Below are 23,050 nucleotides of genomic sequence, written 5' to 3'. Positions count from 1 at the left end.
GGTTTTTTACTTGTAGTCATGCTGTCTTTTTTAGGGAAGAGTGTTTGATGTGAAAAGGGTTCTTTTTTCAGGATGATGGTTGGGTTTTAGGAAGAAGTGAATTGATGTTGTTGAACGAAGGTCGGATTTAAGCATTGGTGATTTGAATAAGTTGAATGAAGGTCTGGTTCTATGTGGAAGTGATCTGGTTTAGTGAACGAGGGTCTGGTTTGAGGTGAAAGTGATTTTATTTTGTTGAAGGAATGTCGGTTTTAAGTAGAAGTGAATTGAAGTTGTTGAACGAAGGTCGAGTTTAAAGTAGAAGTGTATGGATTTTATTGAACAAGGGTCGGGTTTTAAGCAGAATCGATTTGAACTGGTTGAAGGAATGTCGGTTTAAAGAAGAATAGACTTGATTTTTTGAATGATCGTCGACCTTTTATCAGTAATCTTTTAGTTTTGATGAAAATTCTTTGAGTTTTAGACAATAATCTTTCACTTTTGATGGAAAATCTTTTAAGTAGAATAGAAAATCTTTCGTTCTGCAGAATAATTCCGTCACTTACCGTATTTTTCCACCATTTGGACACTGAGCATCTGTTCATCCGCTCACAGAGTACATGAACATCATCCGCTCACAAACTACATGTACATCCATTCATCCATTCACAAACTACATAACCAAATGAAGAGGAGGCGTATCCCCTTTGAGAGCACTCAAACAACTTGCACGGTTTGGCTATAGCCAGGCACTTTCATGCTTGTTTCCGGTTGTGATTTTCGCATCACTGGCTATGACGGAATGGATCCCGCTGCCATTTATGCCCCGGTATGACTGGCTTTTGATCATCTGCCTCTTGATGCAATGGGGAATGATCCGGTCGGGGCTTGAGACGAGGGATGAACTGAAGGTGATTACGTTATTTCATTTGATCGGTCTTTGTCTTGAGTTGTTCAAGGTCCATATGGGTTCTTGGGCGTATCCCGAAGAAGGGTACACGAAGCTCTACGGTGTCCCTTTATACAGCGGGTTCATGTATGCGAGTGTGGCGAGTTATCTTTGTCAGGCTTGGAGGAGGTTGAAGGTGGAACTGGTGGAGTGGCCGCCGTTCGCTGTTGTGGTGCTGCTTGCGGCCGCCATCTACCTGAATTTCTTCACGCACCACTTTTGGGTGGATATCCGCTGGTGGCTGTCTGGGCTCGTGCTCGTTGTGTTTTGGAACTCATGGGTCCGCTATGAGGTTGGGGGGCGCTTATACCGGATGCCGCTTGCGCTTTCATTTGTGCTCATCGGCTTTTTTATCTGGATCGCTGAGAATATTGCGACGTTTTTCGGGGCGTGGCAATACCCGAATCAGGTGGAGGCATGGAGTCTTGTCCATCTCGGCAAAGTGAGCTCCTGGCTGCTGCTTGTGATTGTCAGTTTCCTTATAGTCGCGACATTGAAGCTAATGAAGGAAAAGGGGGCCGTTGATCCTTCTATCAGGAAAAAAGTGATGGAAAATGTATAGAGGATACAAGAAAAACATATCTGTTTGCAGATATGTTTTTCTTTTGCTTGTAATATGTCGTTTTTACAATTATAATTGGAATGAGGATTGGGAAGGTGGTTTTCAGTTGGATTTAAGAAATTTGAGCGAAGATGACAAGAAGATGTTGTATCATGCTGACCCTTTCCACATGACGAAATCCATCATGAAAAAGGAAATACGTGGCTTGGAGAGGATCTCCATTCAGTCTATACAAAACATGAACCTGCTTTCCAAGGAAGTGGTGAACATCCTCTTGGTATATTTTTACCGTGAATTCTCCGAAGAGGTTTATAACAGGAACGATCTCAAGAAATTGTACAATATCTGGGCTGTGAAGGGTGTCAGTACGGTAGAGGATGCGATTTTGATGACCGACAAGGACATACGTGCGATACTTGGTTATCAGCAACGGCAAGGGATTGATTGAAATAAATCGTAAGTGAAGTTTGTTGAATAGTCATCTCCGCCTCAGGACATTTTAATTAAGGTGGAGGTGATGATCATGGCAAAGCAACCAAATCAAACTCAATCTGGTACAAACGTTCAACACGTGAAGCAACAAAACGCACAAGCTGGACAAGCTCAGCAACAATACGGAACTGAGTTTGCTTCAGAAACAAGTGCTCAGCACGTGAAGCAACAGAACCAACAAGCAGAAGCGAACAAAGCGAAAGCTTCTGGTAAATACGGTCAACAACAATAATCAATGAAAAAAGTACCCTTAATGGGTACTTTTTTTATTCAAGTCGAAGCTTACTTCTTACGTGTCCTGAAAAGTACAACCATACCGAAAAGGAATGGAACCACAAATTGAAGCGGGATATGAAGATAATAGGGAACGAGCTTCAATCCGACGTATAGGTGTTCTGTGATATCCCCGCTTCGGTTGAGAGAGAGCAGGTAGACGGCGGCCATCAACGCGAAAATATGCCAATTCTTTTGTTTCAGTTTGAAAAGCCGGGTCAGGATGGTTTGAGCGGCATAAATGAAGACTGACACCTTGATGAACCCACCTCCGATCAAAAGGAGGGAAGTGAAGATCTCCAAGTGTTCCACAACACCGAGGTACGTAATCATCTCCATTGCCTTAACAAAAGGAAAGTAGTATGTATTGGCATAGGGGGCATGAAGGATGCCGATAATGAGCTCCATGGTGATCATGACGATCAATCCGGCTATGATAATCGGGAGCCAGACAACTTTTTGGATGGTTTGTTTTTTATTGACTAATGGGAAGATGACCATGAACACGACCAATTCTCCGTATGGGAAGGTCAGTCCTGTAGGGAAAATCATCTTCTTGATGGGACCGAAACCTTGACTGAATAACGGTAGCAAATAAACAGCATCAAACTCCTCGGAAAAGAAGCCGAGGAGCCAAAGGATGACCAGGATGAACAGTGAGGAAGCCATCATGATGACGGCACTCCTTGATACAGCCTCGATCCCCAACATGAGGCAATAGCCGACAACGATCAAAAAAGGCACGGACGCCACCCAAATGGGGGCATTCGGATAAAGGACCTGTGTGGTGAAGAAGGCAAAGTCATTCATGACACGACCGGCGATATAGAGGAAGTATAAGCTGAACACGATGGCAAAAACTTTGGAAAGAATCGATCCCAACCCAAATTCCAATAGGGGGACGAATTCTTTCCACGAGCTTTTTTTGACGATAAGGAGATAAAAATAAATTAAGACAAGGCCGAAGCCTATTTCGATCATTGTAGCAAGGAAGCTGTCTTCCCGGGCGCTGAAATTCAACCCAACCACAATCGTACTCCCGGTTAAAAAGAGGAGCATCATCGAGCATAGCTCCAGCGTGGAAATGGATACTTTGTTCATGTTCGGGTCTCCTTTCGTCTTAATGCTTTACGTGGCCGAACCGAATGAAATTGACATTTACATTAATCTTGACTTTGGCACTCGACAGGAACTCATCGTCTTTCTTTTTCTCCTCCCAAATGTGGGGGTGTCTCCGGTAAAGGCTGTCTTTCAGCCCCAGGAAATCGGTATCTTCTTCCTTCGCTTTCTCTATTAATTCATGGATATCGGACTTGATTTTTTCTTCCATCTGACCTGCGAGCTTCTTCTGGAAATCCATCGATGTAAGGTCCCCATTGCATGTATTCTGCTCAAGATTTCCATGCACGTTGACGTTGAGCTCGTAGGACACAGGGTCTTTCATTGCTTTCAGTTTGGAAGATGTCTTGACAGTTTCGATGGAGAACTCATCATCTCCATCTGGACACTCTGACGAAATGGACGTGAGTTGGTTGACATCTTTCACGAGTGCAAGAACATTACTTTCCTTATATGTCAGATAGCTCTTGAACTTTTCTCCTTTGAATGCCGCAAAGCCTTTGAGGGCAATGATGGTGTCAGGTGCGAAGTCCTCGATATTCTCCATTGACATCCCTTTTTCTACATCACCGAGAATCTCGACGTAAGGGATGGCAACATCGGACGTCTCATCCTTTAGGATGCTTTTGATCCTTTCGGAAGATGTGTTCACTAAACTTCCCCACAGACTTTTGGAATTATCGAGCATTGTTTTCGTATAAAGTGCAGAAAGCTTCTGCTGGGGGGTGAAGATCTTCAGGAAAACATCCGGACTGTAGTTTTTGACGATGATCGTATTGATATGTGACGGCACTTTCGGATCCCGGATCAAAAAGTCGAGTGATTCATCCAGTCCTTCTTCCTTCACGAGTCGCTCACTCAATGCGACAATCTGGAGGGTATCGAGAATGGCGAATTTCAAGGTGTCTTTCTGTATTTTCATGAGTGCATCAGGGACGGTCTTGCCTGTCTGGACATACGTAAAGCCGCCAGTAGGATCGACAGCATTTTTTTGATTGGCGGAAGGGTTGTAGACTTGCAAGGTGATTAAATAATGGTCATCAACCTTATCAATCCCAAGTCCAGAGACCAATTCGACTTCATTCAAGAGATTCGTCTTAAAATAGCCAACAACAATGGCGCCGAGCAGCACGAACAGGATGACAATGACTCGAAGGTTAGTCAGATTCAAGAGTCTTCCCCCTTTTTAGGATTCTCTTTCATCGGCTCTTCCTTATGGAACTGAGGTAAACTCTTGTTGATATCCGGGACTGGATTCCTGAAAAAGACGTCCTTCTTGAGATCCTTCCACGTTGTAGGGGAAACAGGTGCAAGATAAGGAACCTTGAAGGAACGCAAATAACAGAGATGGACGAGAAGCAATAGCGTAAATAGGGCAAGCCCATATAATCCGAGAAGTGCGGCAATCAAGATCAAGCTTGACTTTATGATTCTGGTCGCGTAGCTCAAAATCGCAATCGGGATGATACTCGATAAGATAAATGATGTACTGATGATCACCAAGGTGATCGGCTGCACAAGCTGGGCTTCCACCGATGATTGGCCAAACACGATTGCCCCGAACAGGGAAATGGTGACGACGACCCCCTGAGGCAGGCGACTTGACCCTTCATAGATCGCATCCGTCAAGATCAGTACAAGCAGGACCTCAAAAACGGTCGGAAATGGAACCGTTTCTCGCTGAGCAAGGAACCCCACCAGCAGGTTCACAGGCAGTAATCCTTTGTGGAAAGTCGTGAACGCAACATAGAGGGCGGGTATATATAAGGACAGCCAAAAAAGGATGAACCGCATAGGGCGTATCAGTTTTGAGGCATGACTGTTGACGTAATAATCATCCGCTGATTGAAAAAACTGGATGAACACAGCCGGGGCGATCAAACTGTAAGGCGTCCCGTCGACCAGGATGCAGACGCGCCCCTCCAATACTTCAGCTGCCGCAACATCCGGACGGTCCGAATTCAATACGAGGGGAAAGATCGTCTTCGATTCCTTAGTTAAGTACTCGGAGATATAGTTTGATCCGATGATGGAATCATACGACATTTGTTCAAGCTTCTGTTTAATATCATCCAAAATCTCTTTGTCCACTAGATTTTCTAAATAAACGAGTGATACGGTTGTCGCGGTCTCTTTTCCATACGAGTCGGTTTCAATATGAAGGGACGGGTTCTTTATGTATTTCCGGATCAACGCAACATTCACGCTCCGGCTTTCCGAGAAACCGAGATCCGGACCTTCTGTCGTTCGTTGGCCTTTAGGTGTTGTCAACGATCTTTCTTTGAATTTTACGGTATCCGCAGCGATAATGGTGTCCTCTCCATCAAAAAAGAGAACAGTATATCCTTCAATCAGTTTAGAAAGCGCCTTTTCTGCATCTTCGACTATCTCCAAGTTCGTCACTTCCAGGATGGAGTGCATCAGAACGGGGATGAAAAGGTCATTATCTCCTGGCACTGTCTTGTTTAAAAGGGGATCGATGATGTGTTCCTGAATGGAACTGGTATCGACAATCTCATCTATATATACAAGACAGGCGGTACGATCTCCATCATGAAGCCTAAGGGTGCGGGACTTAATATCGGAACTGTCGTTCAGAGCCGATAGGAACCCTGAAACCCTGGCTTCTAAGGATATGTATTCATCTTCTATCATCACGCTCACCCTTTAATTATCTATGTATGGTAGTATGCGCTTCAGATGTTTAGATATTCCATTAGGGGGAGTTTTTACATTAGGAAACGCGGGTGGTGTCTTCGTATGGTTGACAGCTATATATGTGTATATGATAATGTGTTCATATAATAGTTTTAGGGTAAGGAAATAGGGCCAAGATATAATAAGAAGAGAAGCAGGAGGGATAAGATATAATAAGAAGAGAAGCAGGAGGGATAAGATGGGACATGACCATGGACATGATCACACGCATGGAGCCAATAAAAAAGCATTATTACTAAGCTTTGTCATCATCACCATCTATATGATCATCGAAGCGATCGGCGGGTTTTTGACAAACAGCCTTGCCTTGCTGTCGGATGCTGGTCATATGCTCAGTGATGCCGTTTCGCTCGGTGTAGGCGTGTTGGCTTTCACGATAGGTGAAAAGGTAGCTAACTACGGCAAAACCTACGGATATAAGCGCATTGAGATTTTGGCAGCCGTCTTTAATGGAGTTACGCTTTTACTCATCTCCATTTACATATTCTACGAAGCCTACCACCGGTTTATGGAACCGCCTGAAGTGGCATCGACAGGCATGCTCCTGATTGCGTCGATCGGGTTGGTCGTCAATATCGTAGTGGCCTGGATTTTGATGCGCGGGGATACAGAGGATAATTTGAACCTGCGTGCGGCATTCCTTCATGTGTTGGGAGATCTACTCGGTTCTGTTGGCGCAATCGTTGCTGCATTATGCATCATCTTCTTCGGTTGGGGCTGGGCGGATCCACTTGCCAGTGTCATCGTCGCGATTCTCGTCTTGATCAGCGGATGGAGAGTGACGAAAGATGCGGTTCATATCCTGATGGAAGGCACCCCGAAAGATGTAGAATTGGATGAAATCATCGAAGCCATTGAGGCGGTCGAAGGGGTGAAGGGCATCCATGACTTGCATGTATGGAGCATTACCTCCGGACAAAATGCGCTGTCCTGTCATGCGGTGGTCGACGATGGGTTGACGATAGAGGAATGTCAGTCCTTGCTCAGATGTATTGAACATGATCTCGATCACTTGGGAATCGGTCATGTGACGATCCAGTTGGAAGGTGCCGATCATCCGCACGGGGATTCGTGGATGTGTGATGGTCATGGACAGTCGCCTCACAAGCATTGAAAGCGAATGGATTCATAGAGAAGGGCCCATACTCATTTTGGGATCCTTCAGTCTTGAAGGGTAAACGTCTCTGTCAGCCAATCGCATTCCTCAAAGGCTTGGGCAATCCCTTTTTCATCGATGGATTCCTTCGGTACTTTTTTATATGTCAACGTCAACCGACACTCTCGTGTGAAAGGGAAAGCGTCGATCTTGATGGTATTTGTCCCGCCCCATTCTGCCTGAAGCGGACCTTGTCCACGGTTGAACCATTCCGTGTTTTTAAAGCCGTCTTTGAACCAGGGATGTTCTTCCTCTTTCCTGGCACCGGGTTCATTCAGGCAAATATATAAGGACAGGTCGTCAGAGAATTGAAGCAGACGGAAATGCTGCTGGAGTAGTTCTTCATCAGTCTCTGGAAGGGCCGATCTCAAACGCGATTGTCTCATCCTTTCCTCTTTCATGAAGGAGAGGCATTCTTCCTTCTTTGATTTTGTAAAAAAGGAATGGAAATGCAAACTGCAAAGAAGAGCGGCGTATGGGTTCTCGCGTTCGATCTCATCAAGTCCGATCCTGTAAAACGCCATCTTCGGAAGAAGCGGATAATCGGCAAACGTGTAAGGTGTGTTGTTTGCATCATCCCAGACAGGGGTGTCATCGAGTCCGATCCAGCTCCGGTCATGCTGATAAGCGGCATAGACGAGGTCGTTGAAATGCGTTGATGATGGTAAGAGTGAGTGGTCAAAATGCTTGATGATTTCTCCTGACAGAAAAGCATGGTCATGCTGTCTGATCATGATGAAGGAGTCGTTGGTTTCACGGATGATCATCGTATGCACCTCTTTCAAATATAATCATTGGTAAGGTGAATTATATCATACGCCGGGTGACGTTTAGGCTAGTTCCATAGTCAAAAACAAATTATAATAGATTCATATAGTAAAAAATTGGAGTGACTCCATGACCTTATATTCTGTTCAGCCAAAGATCAGGCTTGAAGTGTACAATGATCGATTCAAGAACCAGCTGGAACAATTCAACCTGCCCGATGAGCAGCTCCAGTTCACCAGTATGCCACTCGATAAGATCCATCGTCCTGATATTTCTAAAAATACGCTCCACGTACTGATTCTTCAGGATGTAGAACCGGTCGGGTATTTTGCCTTGGAGGACGGTGAAAAATTACATCGTTACAGTACGAATCCCAATGCAAGATTACTTACATCCTTTTCGATTGATCGCAAGTATCAAGGGAAGGGACTGGCGAAGAAAGGATTATCGGGTTTGCAGGGGTTCGTCCGTGACCATCTCCCTGGGGTCGATGAGGTTGTACTGGGAGTGAATAAACGGAATCATGCGGCGTATACCCTCTATTTGAAATGTGGTTTCGAAGATCGGGATGAAGAATATGTGGGGCCAAAAGGGCCGCAGCATGTGTTGCATTTGAGTGTTTGATAGTAGTGGAAGTGGAGCCTTAATAGGGCTCTTTTTTGTTTTTATGAAAAAAGGATTGGATTAATATGGAATTTACTGTAAGGTAAAGGGAGGGTTAAGATAAGGGGTGTTATCGTTGAATGCAAAAAAAGAAGTGCAAACCATCAATTGGACTGTTCTTGTGATAGTAGTGTTAGCGGGAATGGTGAGCGCTGGGAATACATTCGGCAGTTTGAGCACTGCCTCATCCGAAGAATTAGCGGAGATGCAATCCAGAATCGACATCAGCTTCGGGATAGGTGGAATCATCTTTGCGCTCGTTCTCATCGGATTGACATCGACCGTCGTTGCTTGTTGGAAACGATTATTTCCTTATAATGCACCTCTCGCCATCGTGCTTGGGGGAATCACGTTCGCATTTATATTCACCATAACGATTGTCGGTTGGGCAAGACTAGTCGGATTTGTGGGATCGGCGATTGCGATTATTATAGGCGTGATTATGATGCTCATCTACGCACTTGGCGAGCGAAGATGGAAGCTGAGGGGAAAAGAATAGTACGGAATGGAAGCAGGGATGTCGGTCTCTGCTTTTTTTGGTGTGTGTTGGATGGGAATTGTGAGTGAGGGATTGTTTTTGCCGGTAGTACAGTGAAGATTATGGAGTTAATGCGGGAGCGTTGTGACTTGTACGAAAGGTCGTATACGGGAGGAATTGCGATTTTTCCAATTTTGTGCGGGGGAAATTGATTTGTACGAGGGCGATTGGTTTTCTGCCCGAAGGATATCGTCTTATATGGGGGGCAATTCGGCTTTTGTACGAGGGCGATTGGTTTTCTACCCGAGGATATCGACTTATATGAGGGGAAATTCTGCTTTTGTGCGCGAAAAATTCGATTTGCGCGCGAAAAAATGAATTTATGCGCGATAATTTTTATTTGCGCGTGAAAATCTGAATTTGTGCGTGATAATTTCTTTTTACGCGCCAAAATCTAAATATATGCGTATATATCCAAATACTGGAATATGAGTTGCTTCCGCCATAACGACGACGAACATCAACCTACACACTCCAATATCACTACATAATAAAATTTTTCAAAATATATTCGAGCCAAAAGATGGTGTTCCAAGTCTAATGAGTGTAAAGCCCGAACAATAAGGGGGGAGACAACCATAAAAAGGATTGTGAAGAAAGCGCAAAAAGGGGACAGTAAAGCGTTCATTAAAATTTTTCAGCAGTTTGAAGGAGACCTCTATCGTATGGCGTATGTCTATGTCAAAAATGAGCCGGATGCATTGGATGTGGTTCAGGAAACGGCTTACCGGGCGTTCAAAAGTATTCACACGATAAAGAAGCCTGAATACGTGAAGACGTGGTTGATCAGGATCGCGATCAGCTGTTCATTGGATCTCTTAAAGAAGAATTCAAACGTTGTCCCGCTTAAACCGGAGTATGAAGATCTTGTCGGAGCTGCGATGGACGACCCTTTGGCTGACATTACGTTACAAGATATGATGGAGAAGCTGACGGAGGAAGAAAAGAGTATCGTTCTTTTAAAGTATTATGAATGTTATTCGTTCAAGGAGATAGCCGAGGTGCTTTCCATTCCATTAGGAACAGCCAAGACGATTTTATATCGAGCCATGGGGAAGATACGGAAGCAATATAAGGAGGATGAGAAGGGTGGATTCGATCAAGCAGGAGATCAATAAGATCCAGATACCGACTGGGCTGCACGAACGTTCGGTGCTTGGGGTGGAGAAAGCACGGAAAGAAAAGGCTGGGAATAGGAAGAGCTGGATAAAGAAGCCACTGATTTCTGCCGTCCTGGCAGCTGCCCTCATCGTGCCCCCAAGTGCATTTGCGTATCAAACCTATCTGGCAGATGAACTTTATGGTTCTTTTCAACAAGTGAAAAAACACTTCCTCGGTGCCACGATGGAAGGGTATCTATTATTTGATGCAAAGCTTTCGCAGGCACAAGGGGAGATGGACAATAAAGAGTTCAATCGATTTAAAGAATTGATCAAAATCTTGATTGCAGCCAAAGTGGACTATGGAGACAGTAATGGGAATATTGATTACTCACAAGTACCGGAGCAGCGGTTAACAGAGTTAAAGATGGTTCTATTCGAAGTTCAGCCCTACTTTGATCGACTGAATGGACAGAGGTCGAGTATGGACGTCCTCTCACCAGAAGAATATGAGGAATATATAGAGTCCCTGATGGTATATGAAGAAATTATGGTCAAAAGCGGGATTCAATCACCTCAACAGCTAGACCAAATCCCCGCACATATGCAGGATGATTTCATCCAGGCTAGAGACATCATCTGGGAAGTGGATGAAAGAGTATCAAAATAGAAGGTACGTCCCTCGCTATGGTAATGCGTTAATGTGGTGAGGGACGTACCTTCGGTGTGGGTCAATGGAAGATTATTGCTTGATTTGCATGAATCATGTGTATGGTTGATGGAATAAGTGGGGGAAACGAGAGATTAGTTTGTGAAAGTGGAAGATTACTACTCAGAATTGAAAGATTCATTACAAGTAGGCATCCATACACGATTGGAACTAGTTTAAAAGCTTCAACATCATTTCAAGTGCTTGCTTGAAGGCGTCCCTACACACGGGATAGAGTCCATTTTGAAGAAAATTGATTCATGCGGACGATTTCTAATCCTAATGAAAGGATTTCAATCCTACTTAGCAGAATAGTCTAATAGAGTGAAAATCAACACGATGCAGCGGCTTCGTCTATTCTTCAACCTATACGAAGGAGGAATAATCATGAGCATGACAATTGGCAAGATTTTCGACCTGACAGTCAGGAAGTACCCAAACAAGGAAGCGCTTTATGATGTAAGGAAGGATCTCCGCTATACATACAGGGAGTGGAGCGATGAGGTGGACCGCTTGGCGGGTGCATTGATTGAAGAGGGAGTGAAGAAGGGTGATCGCGTGTCGACCTTCCTGTTCAATACGGAGGAACTTGGAACCGCTTTCTTTGCGTGTGCCAAGATCGGGGCTGTATTCAACCCGATCAATTTCCGACTGCAGGCAGAAGAGGTCGCGTTCATCCTTGATGATGCAGCTCCGAAGGTCGTCCTCTTTGAAAAGGCGGTCGAACCGGTCATCGCGTCAATCGAGAAACGCTTTCCTCACACGGCTTTCTGGTTCATCGATCAAGACGCCCCGGGATACGCGGCTGATTATCATGAAAAATTGGATTCGGCGACGCCGAGGTCTGTAGAAGTCGATGTTGATGAAAATGACCTCTACGCGATCATGTATACAAGCGGGACGACGGGCCGGCCGAAGGGTGTGATGCATAAGCACAGGAGTATGGCGGAGCAGAGCATGCTCACGATTGGGACAACCCGCATGGACAATATGGACATCGGGCTTGTGACGGCACCGATGTTCCACTGTGCCGAGCTTCACTGTGCCTTCCTGCCGAGAATCCATGCAGGCGGGAGCAATGTCATCCTTCATCAATTCCATCCAAAGAAAGTGCTCGAGCTGATCGACAAGGAAAAAGTAACGAAATTCTTTGCTGCCCCGACGATGTGGAATATGATCCTACAAGAGAATCTATCAGACTATAACATTGAAAGCCTGAAGCTCGGGTTATATGGCGCGGCCCCGATGGCACCGTCCCTGGTACATGCTTGTCATGACCGTCTTGGAATCAAGCTCGTCCAGGCATACGGGATGACCGAGATGGGACCTGCGATCACATTCCTCTCTGAAGAAGATCAGCTCAGGAAAGCTGGAGCGGCCGGACAGGCGTGCGTCAATCATGAAATACGGATCGTGAAACCAAATGAAGATGGACCGAGTGAGCCGGAAGATCTTCTTCCAACCGGTGAAAGCGGAGAAATCATCGTTCAGGGAACTTGCATGATGACGGGTTATTTCAATCGTGAAGAAGCCTCAAAAAAAGCACTGTATAAAGGCTGGTACCACTCAGGGGATATCGGCTATCTGGATGAAGACGGCTATCTATGGATCAAGGACCGGGTCGATGACATGATCATCTCTGGCGGTGAGAATATTTATCCGCGTGAAGTGGAGGATGTGCTGCATGCCCATGAAGGAGTCCTTGATGTGGCGATCATCGGGCAGCCAGATGACCGGTGGGGTGAGAGTGTGACGGCATTTGTCGTGAAGAAGGATCCCGATTTAAAAGAGGAGGTCCTTGATGAATGGTGCAAGGAAAGTGAAAGCCTTGCGAATTATAAGCGACCTCGGAAATATGTGTTTGTGGAGCAGTTGCCGCGGAATGCCAGTGGGAAGATACAGAAGTTTATGCTGAGGAAGGGGATGGAGGAGTTATTGACGGAGGGGCGGGTTAAGTAAATAGTGAGAACTGCTAACCAATGAGATAAGTGTCCCTATGCAAAACCAAAATACCCAATTGTGCAGACGCTCTAAAAGTGTCCGCACAATTGGGTATTGTTATGATGATGAGTGTTGTATAAAACTATGATTGGACTATCTCCATTTCCAACTCCAATTCTTTCACCTTTGCTTGAGGTAAAAGAATTTTTTCAAAGTTAAAGACGTTTAGTTCCATTCCTTTTTTCACCTTATTAGGCAGGTCCGGGTTGGCTAAGGCACTTGTTCCCAAGGATACTAAATCTGCTTGATCTTCTTTAAGCAAAGCTTCTGCCTTATCAGGGTCACCTAACTGGCCGTTGGCGATGACAGGGAGGTCCCCGAAGTCTTTTGCGGCCTGAGCCAGCGTGCGTGTATTCTCTCCAAAAGCAGGTTTGTTAGCATCTCCATCGGTAACGTGAATATAGTCTAATGAAGATTGCCCGAGTTGGGAGAAGATATATTCTGCTTCGTTTTCCCCTTCAGCCCATTTGTGATTGGGGTCTGCCACCTTAATTTGTGAGATGCGAATACCCACAATGTAGTTTGAACCTACGGCGTCGCGGATTTCTTGAATGATTTCTAAGATGATTCGTAATCTATTTTCTTTTGATCCGCCGTATTGGTCTTCACGATGGTTGATATAGTCAGTTAAGAATTGGTCTAGTAAATACCCGTTTGCTCCATGAATCTCAACGCCGTCGAAACCAGCTTGTTTTGCACGGACGGCGCTTTGGACAAATGCATCTTTTACTTGTTCTATATCGTGTTGAGTCATGGCTTTCGGCGTTTTAAATGGCCCTGATCCGCCGTAAAACCCTAATTGCTCTCCCTTCGGAGGAACATTTGAAGCGGAGATGGTTTCATCGGTGTACGCATTTCCTTGTGCCTGTCCACCAGCGTGCATGAGTTGTGCAATCATCAGAGAGTCATGTTTATGGACGGCGTCTACCACAGGTTTCCATGCCTCGATGTGATCTTCTGTTGCAAGGCCGGGTTGATCATCATACCCTTGACTGTATCGTTCGTCTAGATAAATCCCCTCAGAAATAATGGCACCGAAGCCGCCTTTGGCAAAACGCTCGTAATATTTCTCCATCGTGTCATTGGCACGACCATCTTGTTCTGCACTAATTCTGGTCATGGGAGCAACGACATAGCGATTCTTGAATGGTTTATTTTTTATGACCTTACGTGAAAAAAGTTTTTCCTGAGTCAACGTAGACACCCTTTCTATTAGTTGATATAGACGCATCATAACATGAAAGAAATCTCGAATTAAGTATTTTAGCTTGCACTGTATGCAGACCTTTATAATATGTCTTGTTGTAACTCAGTTATTCCATCCTTCTGCTTCATAATGATGTGTTGATTCTAATTTCTTTTCCGATGTGTTACAGTGGTGCGTTTAAAAGAAGCGTCAGTTACAGAACCCTTGTAACTGACGCTTCTTTATTAACCAATCTTCTTCTGAGGTGTAAGCGAACGAGTATCCTCTCCGAAGAATGAGGCAACGAAATAATACATGCCCGGCAATACGATCACGGAACCAACCACCATATAGCTTTGCCTGGTACTGAGGTCGATCATCTGAGAAGAAGCAAATAAGATTCCTAAAGGCATGGTCACCCGGATGAAGAGGAGTCTTACTGCACTCAACTGGGTCAATCGATCTCTTGGAGCTTCCCTTTGGAACATGGCGGCATTCTGGGCATTGAATAATGGGAATAACAAGCCGCCTCCTAATTCACAGATCCAGGCAAGCGGGATGGAATGGACAAAATAGAGCGATACGAATGAAAGCCCGCCTCCGATTAAGCCAACATACATGGTGCGGGGGTTCTTTGGTACTTTGGTCAGTAAGATCATGCCAAGGGCATAGCCGACAGGGAAAGCACCGGAAAAGATCCCGTATTGCCACGGTTCGCCTTGAAGGTCACCGCGTATGAACGGAACACTCAACACTAGGGTTGCCCCTACAGCGAATTGTACGGTGGATGAAAGAATCGTAAGTCGCATGAGGTGTGGGTATCGGAAGAAAGTCCTGTATCCTTCCTTCAATTCGTTCCACCAAATTTTCTTCGTCCAAGCCGCCATTTTTTTCAAGGAAGTTTGGGGTATGCGTGAGAGTGCCGCAAAGCTTGCAAGGAACATGATGGAGGAGAAAACATAGATGACCTGCAATGGGCTGACAACCAGTAATAATGAAACGGTTCCAGGGGCAAGGAAGCTCATGATCCTAATGGTACCGTCCAATAACCCGTTTGCATCTTCAAGCTCCTCATCCTTACATAAGTCAGGCAATAATGAGAAGGAAAGACTTGCGTATATCGGCTGCATCAATCCTAAGAGGCATTGGAGCAGGATTAACCCGATGATCACGCCAATCGTTGAGCCAGTTACATAACCAGCCAAGGGAAGCAGGTATGCTGCTGCACGAATCAATTGAATGGTTTTCAGCATTTTTTCTTTCCCGACATTGTTTAGGAATGGCGCGCTGATTCCTTGCAAGATCAAAGAAGGGATAAAGTAAATGAGCCAAAGAACACCCATCCATTCTTTAGAACCCGTCAACTCAAATAATAGAAGTCCATTGATGATCCCACCGGCTGCGCCTCCAAATTCAGAAATGACTTCCCCAATCCATAGGGCTTTAAATGACTTCGAAAATCTACTCATCTTTTAATCCTAAAAAAGCATTCAGTTTTTCTGAAAACGTATGGATCCGCTGGGGGTTCACTGAATAAATCCCTTTTTCCACGACAACGAATTTTTCTGCTTTTAGTAACGAAAGCTGGTGATGGAGCGACGTTTTTGACGTGTTGAACGTCACACTTAATTCCTGTAGGGAGTGTGGCCCTTTCATAAGTTGATAGAGTAATTTCAATCGAATTTCATCTCCCAGTGCTTTATGGCCGCGGATTAGTTCACTTGAAGGGGTGCCAGGGGATACAAGGTACTCATCCTTCAATGGATAGAAAAAGAGTTTCGTATCGGGTGTGCGTTTTTCCAATATCCAAGGTCGGTAGGCAACATGGGGGATCAGTTTGACCTTCCAGACAGTGGGCTCTGGCAGGTATTTCACCCCGTCTGTCACTCTTTCGATCTCTTCCACTGGATTTTGACGATCAAGTGAGCCGTTCCGTTTTTGTTCGTATGCCAAGGCTTGGTTCCATTTTTTCCAATGTTCGTTTTGACTGATCCAGTCATACCACCCACTCACGATGGTAACCAGCAGATCCTTCATTTGTTGATATGAATAGACTCCGAGATTCCGTATATATCCTTCTAAAAAATCATGATGTTCAAAATATGTAGAATACTGTTCGAAGATTCCGGGTTTCATATACTGTTCGGCTACTTGGAGTCGGTTCGCTTCATGGGCTCTATTTTTATAGGGAAGCAAGGTTTCATAAAAAGAAACAACAGGAAGTTCTGATAATCTGTTCGAAAATTCTTGAACGCTCTGCGAGGAAAATTTGTTCTGAAGCATGATGAGCGCATACCAGAAATTCGTTTTTTCGATTTCATCCAGGTTCGTTACCAAAGAGGTAGGCATAGAGGATGAGCTTCGAGACCACTCTTCATCCAAATCAAAAGTGTGCCTTAGCCGTCGGTGGGTATAGCCGGATATACCTAGGATGACTTCCCAAACCGGTGACGACTCTACTTCCAAGGATATCGTTTCAACTTCATCTGATTGCAATAAATGTTTCATAATAGGAGCCTCCTTCGTGTGATTATGATTCTATCATTTTCGAATGTAATATTCAATTAATTTTGAATAAACGGTCAAATTTCACTCATTAGCTTTATTTTAAGGCCGTGATACTAACTGTCTCTATTGTGGGATATTGTCGAATCGCTAAAGTTTTCCCAATATTATGTATGGTTTTTTATGACCATTTAACTAAATGAACCTAAGTAAATTGGAAAAATCACTACAAAAGACACACTTTGTAGTGTCGAGCATCATGGAGCCTTTCCCAATACCGTCTTAGCAATGTCGCATGGTAACGTTAAGTTGTTGAAAAATTTCGAAAAAAGGAGTTGCAATAACTTAATGAACACTAAAAAGAAGGTTTTGATTTACGCCCTGGGTGCCGGCATGATCATGAGCTCTGCCAATATCCCCGGATTCAATGTATTAGCGGAAAAACCAGCCTCCATCGAAGAGGCAGTTTCAAATTTGACTCCCCAGCAGCTTGAAAACTACAAACAGCTTCAAAGTGTCGAAAAAGAAGGACTATTTTTATCCCCGAATGTAGACCTGGACAGTGAGGATCCCATTAAGGTCATTGTTCAACTGGATCATCACCCTGAAAAGGTTGCTCTACTTAAAGCAAAATTGGAAGGGAAACAGCTATCAAAAGAAGAGGCCAAGGGAAATGTGGCCAATGATCAAAAGAAGCTGAAGAATGAACTTGCACGTATGTTCAAGGATAAAAGTCAATCAGGCTATAAGATTGGTAGAACATATGAAAACGCCATGAATGGTGTTTCATTAGAGGTACCTGCAAACAAAATTCAGGAATTACTGGATTTGGATGTTGTAAGGGCTGTTTGGAGCGATGTTGAGGTGCAGGTGGAACCGCCTGTTGCAACGGGTGCCGACGAACAAGAAGAGAAGTATGTAGTCGAAAGTATGCCGCATTTAAAGATCGATCAATTACATAGTGAGGGCTTCACTGGTAAAGGGATCAAAGTGGGCGTCCTTGATACTGGGATCGATTACAATCATCCCGACTTGGATGGGGTATACGAAGACGGATATGATTTTGTCGATAATGATGAAGACCCGATGGAATCCACTTATGAGGATTGGCAGGCAACAGATGGAAAAATGCCAGAGTTTTATGGTGGGAATTCGTACTATACGGAGCATGGGACTCATGTTGCCGGTACAATTGCTGGTGAAGGTGATAACGAAGACTCCGAATTCAGTGTGAAAGGGGTAGCCCCTGAAGCCGAAATACATGCATATCGTGTATTGGGACCATACGGAAGCGGTACAAGTGAAAATGTCATTGCCGGAATCGATCGAGCAGTCGAAGATGGAATGGATGTCATCAATCTATCACTCGGTGCGATGGTGAATGACCCGCTTTATCCAACAAGTATCGCAGTCAATAATGCCGTCCTAAGTGGAGTGACGGCAGTGGTATCCGCAGGGAATAGTGGAAGTGCTGATTTTACGCTTGGTTCACCGGGAACATCAGCGCTCGCCCTTACAGTAGGGGCAAGTGACGTTCCGATCGGGATCCCTACATTCAACGGCTCCTATGGTTCAGATGAGGTTCATCTTCAATTGATGGCAAGGAACTTTAGCGACGATATTGCTGGTTTGGAAGGGACAAGTTACAACGTAGTGGATGCAGGACTTGGAGGAAGCACGAGTTACAGGGGAATCAAGGAAGAGGTAAATGGGAATATCGCTCTTGTTGCTAGGGGCTCACTCTCGTTTGTTGATAAAATCAAGTATGCCAAGGAAAATGGTGCCAAAGCCATCATCATTTACAATAATAACGAAGAAGAAGGGCAGATCCCTTACTACCTAGGTGAAAGCATGGATTATATCCCGACTTTCTCACTAACGAAAGAAGAAGGTGAAAGCTTAAAGAACAGTCTGGCGGAAGGTAAGGCGATCACGTTCAGCGATCTAGGGGAAATCAAAACAGAAGGAGATAAACTGGCAGATTTCAGTTCCAGAGGACCTTCCAAAATGAACTATGACATCAAACCAGAAGTCGTGGCGCCTGGTGTGTCTGTGCTATCTACCGTGCCTTCTTATATCAATGATAAAGAAAACGGTTCATATAAGTATGCCTATACGCGATTGTCGGGGACCTCGATGGCATCTCCACACGTCGCAGGGATTGCAGCGCTTCTACTACAATCAAATGAGCGTTATACGCCGGCTGATGTGAAATCCGTCCTGATGAATACAGCCGACCCTCTGAATGGGGATTACAGTGTGTTTGAGGTCGGGGCCGGAAGGGTGGATCCGTACGAAGCGATTCATTCAAACGTGAACTTCCAGGTTGTCGACGAAACAGCAACCATCTATAACGGAGAAGAAGTGACGATTGACGAACGAACAGGGGGCATGAGTTTCGGACTTAGCTATGTGGATGATAAACCATTGCATGAGCAACGTACGTTGGAAATCACCAATACCGGAGAAGCGAACAAAACGTTCCAAGCGAGTGTACATTTTACAAGTAAGTCCATGGACGCTGCAGAAAACAACGTTACTCTTTCATTTGATGACAAGTTGACGATCAATGCAGGTAAAACGAAGAAAACAAAAGTATTCCTGGATGTTCCTGCATCGGCTGAAAAAGGCTATTACGAAGGGTACGTCAAGTATGTGAATAGTGAAGATCCAACTGAAGAATATCAAATTCCATTTGGGATCAGGGTATCGGAAGAAGGAATCGAACACCTTGAGGCATTTAACTTCTCTACAAAACAAAACAATCAATTTGGTACACTCTTTAATTTTACACCTGGATCATTTGTACTTCGTTCCCCGATGGAAAAACTGAGCATCGTATTGGTGGACCCTACAACGAATAAGGACCTTGGACTGGTTGGGTCCATTAATCCAAAAGGGATAAAAGAAGGGCAAAGAGTCATTCTTAATCCCATTTTCTCAGGACACTACTATCCGTACACCGGGGATAAGAACTATCCATTCTCTGTCAACCCTGCCCTTGCACCGGAAGGACATTATAAGTTGAAGCTTGTAGGCGTGAATGCAAAAGGGAAAACATTCACAAAGGAAACGGATACGTTCATCGATAATACAGCACCGAAAATGGAGAGCAGCTTGCCAACCGGAGTATACGAATATGCACCTGGGACTGAAACTCTTCCATTCTCAGTGAATCTTTATGATCAAGAAATCGATGAAATGAATGAAGCGGGCTTCAATGTCGATCAATCAAACAATTTCATCACATATTATTGGGCCTCACCGTTCCCGAGTCCGACGCCATTATTCACTGATGCTTCGGGTCGGTTAGATGAAGAGGTTCTAATGAGTTCCCTGTTGGAGCGTTATCCATTTGCGATGTTCGCATATGATTCAGTAGGGAATCTGGCTGTAGATGGACCTATCATCAATCACTTTGTAACGGAAGGGACACAGTATTCCACCATTTCGAGTGATAAGAAAGAAGTGAAAGCGGGAGATGAGTTCAAATTTACGGTAACGGCTAACAACCTTCAGAAATTCAAGGAAGGAAACTTTACCGTTACGTATGATAAAAATGAAATGATGGTGAAAGATGTTGTATTCAACCCGGAATTTAAGCTTCAAAGTGAAGCTGCGATCACATACGAGATTAAAGAAAAGTCGAATGTTCAAAACAATTTAAACATCTCCGTTGCTCCTAAGGAAGATTCAACTCTTGAGGTAACTGGCGATACAAAGGTCTTTGATGTGATACTGGAAGCGAAAGAAGCAAAATTCGGTAAAAGGAACGCATTGAAAACACCTGCATTATCAGCATCCTATATCAACACGGATGACCAAATGAAAAATATCAAAGGTTACTACAGTGGAGACCATGTGGAATTGTTACGCAGTTATTCTGAAGCGCGTGGAAGCATTATTCCTCAAGGATTCTACGGTGTAGATGGAAAATATGATTATCAAAAAGATTTCTCAAATGCGCCAATCTCTTTAACCGTAACGGATGCAGACGGTAAAGAATATGAAGGCACCGTAGATAGAAACTCTTTTGAAGTAACAGGCTTACCTGTAACAGACAAACCATTCCAGATTGAAGTGAAGATTCCGGGACACTTCCCAGTGAACAGCTCATTTACAATCTTTGAACAACGTGGGGATCGTATCCTTGGAACTTGGCGCGATGTTCTTCTTAGAAGACAAGATGCGGGCGATGTTAATCAGGATAGCGTAATCGATATCTTCGATGCGGTCGCAATGAAAGAACATTGGGGAACGGATAAAAGGGAAGCGGACTTGAATTTCGACGGAGTCATCAATGAAGAAGACTTCGAACTTGTCGAATATAATTACCTCGAAACCGACCCGGGCGTTGCAAAGGCTCCTACGCCTAAGCAGACATATAAAGGGGAGACGTTGGAGAGTATTAAGAAGGAGTTAGGGATAGAGTAATCGTTTAGGAAGGAAGTAGATCCGTTTGGGTCTGCTTCTTTTTAGGATGGGAATGTGTAAAAAATTTTTAAATAATCCTTTTTTTGTAAAATATTATCGCTTATAATAAAGTATATTAATTCGAAAGGGGTGAGGTAGATGATAGCGAATTCAATAAGTTCAGTTTGTCTCTCCTTACCCATCGTTGATTCTTGTAAATGATTATCCTTATAGGCGGAGCAGACTGAGGTGGTTCCGCGAACTTTAATAGCTAGGGAGCCGGATGTGAGCGGCTCTCTTTTTTTTTGCGGATTAAAGCCCAAAAGCTTATTGATTATGAATCTATATTTAATAGAGAGGAAGTCATGATCATGATGAAATTAAGTACGATGAAAAAAGTAATGGACATGGTTTACAGTGAAAAAGGAGAATCGTTTATCAATCAAATCCTTGAGCACTGGGGATACGATGAAGAATCTGTCTCAATCGTTAGGCTCAGTTCAAATGTTGTCTTTGCGTTTCGCAGAGAGGGTGAACGTTACTTTTTAAGATTCAATGAGGTGTCAGAGCGGGGCTATTCAAAGATTGAGTCAGAATTAAAAATTATAACTGAACTAGCCGAAAGAGGATTGAATGTTGCAAAGCCCATACCATCACTGAGAAGAAAGGTTCTTGAAGTGATCCAAACAAATATCGGTGTCTTTCATGCCGTTGTATTCGAAGCTTTACAAGGGAATCAGTTTGATGTAGAGGAGATGTCCGACGAATGCATATTTCTTTGGGGGAAGGAGCTTGGCCGATTGCATGCGTTACTCAAGCAACTTCCAGAAGACCATCGAGAAGATTGTCCAAGCTGGACAGACCTATTAATTTGGGCGAAAAATATTCTACCTATAAATGAAGCCGCTGCTCATAGAGAATGCGACAGGCTATTGAGTCTGGCGGGAGGATTAAGCATGTCAAATGAACATTACGGCATAATCCATTATGACTTTGAACTAGATAATGTGGTGTTTCATGATGATTCAGTAGGGATGCTTGATTTTGATGATGCTTCCGTTCACTGGTTCGCAGCAGATGTTGTGTATGCGTTGAGGGCTGTGGGGGACTTTGATTTAGAAAATCCGATCATTAAGACATTTATCGAAGGTTACAAGAGCGAATCTAGTTTAGATTTGGATTTGATCAGTGAACATTCCCTTTTTGAAAGATTACACGGAGTCATTTCATTGGCGAAGCTGATCAGGGCCGTTGATTTGAATGAGGAAGAACTTCCTGAGTGGCTTGATCATCTTCGGGTGAAGTTGTGTGGTGTCATTGAACGATATCGTCTATCCATTGAAAAATACGACCGTTGAAGCATATCTGAGTGGGCCATGGGGACAGGTACCTTGGCCCGCTTTTCCATTCCCATTAAGGTATAAGTCTAATCGGTAACCACTATTAAAAAGGGTTTTCTAACATAAAGGTCGAATACATACATTAATGACAATTTTCGAGGGGGTTAGACAAATGGCTGCAACAACAGGAATTTTGGAATGGACCTTGCTATCCGAGTGTCCGATACCCGATGATGTGACGAGTCTTCTCGTTTCCGGGGAGGATGCGGTGGCTGCATATAAGACGTTCCGTGATAGTGCCATTTTTACGAATAAGAGATTGATTGTGAGGGATTCACAGGGCTTGACGGGGAAGAAAGTGGAGATTTATTCTTTGCCGTATTCTTCCATCACGATGTGGTCAACGGAGAATGCCGGGAGTTTTCTTGATGTGAACGCGGAGGTCGAGCTTTGGACAAAGTCAGGGCATATAAAGGTAAAGCTGAAGAAGGGGATCGATGTCAGGAAGTTTGATAAGTTGATAGCGGAGGCACTTTTATAGGGATCATCTTTCCGTTTTACTAGTAAAGATGATAGGAG

General features: G+C 44.2%; 19 protein-coding genes. 12 read left to right on the top strand and 7 right to left on the bottom strand.

Going from position 1 to position 23,050, the window contains the following annotated elements:
* Window positions 1–686: 686 nt before the first annotated feature.
* The 3 genes from LCM10_RS05445 to LCM10_RS05435 all read left to right on the top strand — a co-directional run bounded on the left by LCM10_RS05445 (window position 687) and on the right by LCM10_RS05435 (window position 2,214).
* A complete protein-coding gene (locus LCM10_RS05445; RefSeq protein WP_224875145.1) occupies window positions 687–1,490 on the top strand; it encodes a DUF817 domain-containing protein in 804 nt (267 codons plus the stop codon).
* Between the two features lie 106 nt (window positions 1,491–1,596).
* A complete protein-coding gene (locus LCM10_RS05440; RefSeq protein ID WP_224875144.1) occupies window positions 1,597–1,938 on the top strand; it encodes a DnaD domain protein in 342 nt (113 codons plus the stop codon).
* Between the two features lie 75 nt (window positions 1,939–2,013).
* Complete coding sequence (locus LCM10_RS05435; RefSeq protein WP_224875143.1) at window positions 2,014–2,214, top strand: gamma-type small acid-soluble spore protein; 201 nt, start codon at window positions 2,014–2,016, stop codon at window positions 2,212–2,214.
* Window positions 2,215–2,264: 50 nt separating this feature from the next.
* On the opposite strand, the gene LCM10_RS05430 is transcribed toward LCM10_RS05435, so the two are convergent.
* Genes LCM10_RS05430 through LCM10_RS05420 form a run of 3 tightly spaced genes read right to left on the bottom strand, consistent with a single transcriptional unit; the run spans window position 2,265 to window position 6,029 of the window.
* A complete protein-coding gene (locus LCM10_RS05430; protein WP_224875142.1) occupies window positions 2,265–3,356 on the bottom strand; it encodes a GerAB/ArcD/ProY family transporter in 1,092 nt (363 codons plus the stop codon).
* 19 nt (window positions 3,357–3,375) lie between these two features.
* Window positions 3,376–4,545 (bottom strand): Ger(x)C family spore germination protein, encoded by a 1,170-nt coding sequence (locus LCM10_RS05425; RefSeq protein WP_224875141.1) that lies wholly within the window; start codon window positions 4,543–4,545, stop codon window positions 3,376–3,378.
* On the bottom strand, window positions 4,542–6,029 hold the full coding sequence (locus LCM10_RS05420) for a spore germination protein (protein WP_224875140.1): 1,488 nt from the start codon (window positions 6,027–6,029) through the stop codon (window positions 4,542–4,544). The genes LCM10_RS05425 and LCM10_RS05420 overlap by 4 nt, the downstream gene beginning before the upstream one ends.
* A gap of 241 nt (window positions 6,030–6,270) precedes the next feature.
* Here LCM10_RS05420 and LCM10_RS05415 point away from each other — a divergent pair, with 241 nt between their 5' ends.
* Complete coding sequence (locus LCM10_RS05415; RefSeq protein ID WP_224875139.1) at window positions 6,271–7,206, top strand: cation diffusion facilitator family transporter; 936 nt, start codon at window positions 6,271–6,273, stop codon at window positions 7,204–7,206.
* Window positions 7,207–7,253: 47 nt separating this feature from the next.
* On the opposite strand, the gene LCM10_RS05410 is transcribed toward LCM10_RS05415, so the two are convergent.
* Window positions 7,254–8,015: a DUF3891 family protein gene (locus LCM10_RS05410; protein ID WP_224875138.1), complete on the bottom strand. Its 762-nt coding sequence runs from the start codon at window positions 8,013–8,015 to the stop codon at window positions 7,254–7,256.
* A gap of 130 nt (window positions 8,016–8,145) precedes the next feature.
* On the opposite strand from LCM10_RS05410, the gene LCM10_RS05405 reads away from it, so the two are divergent.
* From LCM10_RS05405 to LCM10_RS05385, 5 genes are all read left to right on the top strand, one after another.
* The gene (locus LCM10_RS05405) at window positions 8,146–8,640 is read left to right on the top strand and encodes a GNAT family N-acetyltransferase (protein ID WP_224875137.1); all 495 of its coding nucleotides are present in this window, start codon (window positions 8,146–8,148) and stop codon (window positions 8,638–8,640) included.
* Between the two features lie 115 nt (window positions 8,641–8,755).
* On the top strand, window positions 8,756–9,178 hold the full coding sequence (locus tag LCM10_RS05400) for a hypothetical protein (protein ID WP_224875136.1): 423 nt from the start codon (window positions 8,756–8,758) through the stop codon (window positions 9,176–9,178).
* A gap of 704 nt (window positions 9,179–9,882) precedes the next feature.
* A complete protein-coding gene (locus LCM10_RS05395; protein ID WP_412103362.1) occupies window positions 9,883–10,335 on the top strand; it encodes a sigma-70 family RNA polymerase sigma factor in 453 nt (150 codons plus the stop codon).
* Window positions 10,307–10,987, top strand: a complete 681-nt coding sequence (locus LCM10_RS05390) for a DUF3600 domain-containing protein (RefSeq protein ID WP_224875135.1) — start codon at window positions 10,307–10,309, stop codon at window positions 10,985–10,987. The genes LCM10_RS05395 and LCM10_RS05390 overlap by 29 nt, the downstream gene beginning before the upstream one ends.
* 426 nt (window positions 10,988–11,413) lie before the next feature.
* Window positions 11,414–12,985 carry a fatty acid--CoA ligase gene (locus tag LCM10_RS05385; protein WP_224875134.1) on the top strand — a complete coding sequence of 524 codons (1,572 nt, stop codon included), beginning with the start codon at window positions 11,414–11,416 and terminating at the stop codon, window positions 12,983–12,985.
* A gap of 124 nt (window positions 12,986–13,109) precedes the next feature.
* Here the strand turns inward: LCM10_RS05385 and LCM10_RS05380 are convergent, their stop codons facing one another.
* From LCM10_RS05380 to LCM10_RS05370, 3 genes are all read right to left on the bottom strand, one after another.
* The gene (locus LCM10_RS05380; RefSeq protein WP_412103361.1) at window positions 13,110–14,231 is read right to left on the bottom strand and encodes an NADH:flavin oxidoreductase; all 1,122 of its coding nucleotides are present in this window, start codon (window positions 14,229–14,231) and stop codon (window positions 13,110–13,112) included.
* Window positions 14,232–14,458: 227 nt separating this feature from the next.
* Window positions 14,459–15,682, bottom strand: a complete 1,224-nt coding sequence (locus LCM10_RS05375; RefSeq protein ID WP_224875132.1) for an MFS transporter — start codon at window positions 15,680–15,682, stop codon at window positions 14,459–14,461.
* Window positions 15,675–16,721: an ArsR/SmtB family transcription factor gene (locus LCM10_RS05370; protein WP_224875131.1), complete on the bottom strand. Its 1,047-nt coding sequence runs from the start codon at window positions 16,719–16,721 to the stop codon at window positions 15,675–15,677. The genes LCM10_RS05375 and LCM10_RS05370 overlap by 8 nt, the downstream gene beginning before the upstream one ends.
* Before the next feature lie 345 nt (window positions 16,722–17,066).
* On the opposite strand from LCM10_RS05370, the gene LCM10_RS20755 reads away from it, so the two are divergent.
* From LCM10_RS20755 to LCM10_RS05345, 3 genes are all read left to right on the top strand, one after another.
* On the top strand, window positions 17,067–21,152 hold the full coding sequence (locus LCM10_RS20755; protein WP_318247470.1) for a S8 family serine peptidase: 4,086 nt from the start codon (window positions 17,067–17,069) through the stop codon (window positions 21,150–21,152).
* A gap of 350 nt (window positions 21,153–21,502) precedes the next feature.
* A complete protein-coding gene (locus LCM10_RS05350; RefSeq protein ID WP_224875130.1) occupies window positions 21,503–22,489 on the top strand; it encodes a phosphotransferase enzyme family protein in 987 nt (328 codons plus the stop codon).
* Between the two features lie 154 nt (window positions 22,490–22,643).
* Window positions 22,644–23,012 carry a PH domain-containing protein gene (locus LCM10_RS05345; RefSeq protein ID WP_224875129.1) on the top strand — a complete coding sequence of 123 codons (369 nt, stop codon included), beginning with the start codon at window positions 22,644–22,646 and terminating at the stop codon, window positions 23,010–23,012.
* The last annotated feature ends 38 nt before the right edge of the window (window positions 23,013–23,050 follow it).

The organism is Rossellomorea aquimaris, assembly GCF_020171925.1.
Classification (GTDB): Bacteria; Bacillota; Bacilli; order Bacillales; family Bacillaceae_B; genus Rossellomorea; species Rossellomorea aquimaris_F.
The sequence above is the reverse complement of the archived record's forward strand: the minus strand, read 5'-3'. Positions and strand labels throughout refer to the sequence as shown.

Coding starts and splice junctions, on each gene's coding strand:
- LCM10_RS05345 (WP_224875129.1), top strand. CDS start 22,644: ATGGCTGCAACAACAGGAATTTTGGAATGGACCTTGCTATCCGAGTGT.
- LCM10_RS05350 (WP_224875130.1), top strand. CDS start 21,503: ATGATGAAATTAAGTACGATGAAAAAAGTAATGGACATGGTTTACAGT.
- LCM10_RS05420 (WP_224875140.1), bottom strand. CDS start 6,029: ATGATAGAAGATGAATACATATCCTTAGAAGCCAGGGTTTCAGGGTTC.
- LCM10_RS05370 (WP_224875131.1), bottom strand. CDS start 16,721: ATGAAACATTTATTGCAATCAGATGAAGTTGAAACGATATCCTTGGAA.
- LCM10_RS05430 (WP_224875142.1), bottom strand. CDS start 3,356: ATGAACAAAGTATCCATTTCCACGCTGGAGCTATGCTCGATGATGCTC.
- LCM10_RS05435 (WP_224875143.1), top strand. CDS start 2,014: ATGGCAAAGCAACCAAATCAAACTCAATCTGGTACAAACGTTCAACAC.
- LCM10_RS20755 (WP_318247470.1), top strand. CDS start 17,067: ATGAACACTAAAAAGAAGGTTTTGATTTACGCCCTGGGTGCCGGCATG.
- LCM10_RS05410 (WP_224875138.1), bottom strand. CDS start 8,015: ATGATCATCCGTGAAACCAACGACTCCTTCATCATGATCAGACAGCAT.
- LCM10_RS05395 (WP_412103362.1), top strand. CDS start 9,883: ATGGCGTATGTCTATGTCAAAAATGAGCCGGATGCATTGGATGTGGTT.
- LCM10_RS05385 (WP_224875134.1), top strand. CDS start 11,414: ATGAGCATGACAATTGGCAAGATTTTCGACCTGACAGTCAGGAAGTAC.
- LCM10_RS05415 (WP_224875139.1), top strand. CDS start 6,271: ATGGGACATGACCATGGACATGATCACACGCATGGAGCCAATAAAAAA.
- LCM10_RS05375 (WP_224875132.1), bottom strand. CDS start 15,682: ATGAGTAGATTTTCGAAGTCATTTAAAGCCCTATGGATTGGGGAAGTC.
- LCM10_RS05405 (WP_224875137.1), top strand. CDS start 8,146: ATGACCTTATATTCTGTTCAGCCAAAGATCAGGCTTGAAGTGTACAAT.